This is a genomic window from Arthrobacter sp. CMU6 (assembly GCF_059090205.1).
Window position 1 is genome coordinate 1 of the sequence record NZ_JBNHFL010000071.1, and the last position, 1,904, is coordinate 1,904.

Below are 1,904 nucleotides of genomic sequence, written 5' to 3' on the forward strand. Positions count from 1 at the left end.
GTTGTTGGGGTGGCTCATCCGTTGGATCCGTTGTCGCGGGCGGAGATTTCGCGTGCGGTTGCGGTTTTGAAGGAGGGGCCTGCTGCGGCGGAGTCGTTCCGTTTTATCAGTGTTGAGTTGCGGGAGCCCTCGAAGGGGGATCTGCGCAGTGGTGTGCCGGTGGTCCGTGAGGCGGACGCGGTCCTGGTGGACCGTGCTGTGGCGCGGTCGTATGAGGCGGTCGTGAACCTGGAGAGCGGCACTGTCGAGGCGTGGGTCCAGCTGGCTGAGAATGTTCAGCCGCCGTTCATGCTTGATGAGTTCGCCGAGTGTGAGGAGGCGTGCCGGAAGGACCCGCAGGTTATTGCGGCTTTGGCCAGGCGGGGCCTGACCAACCTGGACCTGGTGTGCTTCGAGCCGTGGTCGGTGGGGTATTTCGGTGAGGATAACGAGGGCCGGCGTCTGATGCGTGCCCTGGTCTTCGTCCGTGACGAGGCTGATGACAGCCCGTATGCGCACCCGATCGAGAACTTCATCGTGTTCTATGACCTGAACGCCGGTGAGGTCGTCAAGCTCGAAGATGACCAGAAGATCCCGGTCCCGTCCGCCCGCGGCAACTACCTGCCCAAGTACGTTGGCCCGGCCCGCACGGATTTGAAGCCGATCGAGATCACCCAGCCCGAGGGCGCCTCGTTCGAGGTGACCGGTAACCATGTGCGCTGGGCTGACTGGTCCTTCCGGGTTGGTTTCACCCCGCGTGAGGGCCTGGTCCTGCACCAGCTGAAGTTCCGTGACCAGGACGTGGACCGTCCGGTGATCAACCGTGCCTCGCTCTCGGAAATGGTGGTCCCGTACGGTGACACCGCCCCGGTGCAGGCGAAGAAGAACGCGTTCGATTCCGGTGAGTACAACATCGGGAACATGGCCAACTCCCTGACCCTGGGCTGTGACTGCCTGGGCGAGATCAAGTACTTCGACGGGCACAGCGTCGATTCCCTCGGCAACCCGTGGACGATCGAGAACGCGATCTGCATGCACGAGGAAGACGACAGCATCCTGTGGAAGCACTTCGACTTCCGCGAAGGCACCGCCGAGACCCGCCGCAGCCGCAAGCTCGTGATCTCCTTCATCGCCACGGTCGCGAACTACGAGTACGCCTTCTACTGGCACCTGTTCCTGGACGGGTCCATCGAGTTCCTGGTCAAGGCCACCGGTATCCTCTCCACCGCCGGCCAGCAGCCCGGTCAGAAGAGCCCGTACGGGCAGTCCCTGAACAACGACGGGCTCTACGCCCCCATCCACCAGCACATGTTCAACGTCCGGATGGACTTCGAACTCGACGGCCCGAACAACGCCGTCTACGAAGTGGACATGGAATACCCCGAGCACAACCCCACGCACACCGCGTTCATGGCCGTGGACCGGCTCCTGGAAACCGAGAAGGCCGCGATCCGCAAGACCGACTCGGCCAAGCACCGGTTCTGGAAGATCGTCAACCACGACTCGAAGAACATCGTGGACGAACCGGTCGCCTACCGGCTGATCCCCACCAACGGGATCCAGCTCGCCGCCGGCGACGAGTCCTACGTCTCCAAACGCGCCCAGTTCGCCCGGAACAACCTCTGGGTCACCGCCTACGACCGGACCGAACGCTTCGCCGCCGGCGAGTACCCCAACCAGTCCACCGGCGCCGAGGACGGCCTGCACATCTGGACCCAGAAAGACCGGAACATCGTCGATCAGGACCTCGTGGTCTGGTACACCTTCGGCATGCACCACGTCGTCCGCCTCGAAGACTGGCCCGTCATGCCCCGCCAGAACATCGGCTTCATGCTCGAACCCCACGGCTTCTTCAACCAAAACCCCACCCTGAACCTCCCCACCGAAAACCGCACCACCAACGGCGGCCACTGCTCCACCGGCAA

At 63.4% G+C, this 1,904-nt stretch carries 1 protein-coding gene; it reads left to right on the forward strand.

Annotated features, from left to right (window positions below):
• On the forward strand, positions 1-1,904 hold a 1,904-nt coding region (locus tag AC5RWD_RS23060), incomplete at both ends, for a primary-amine oxidase (protein ID WP_494022245.1).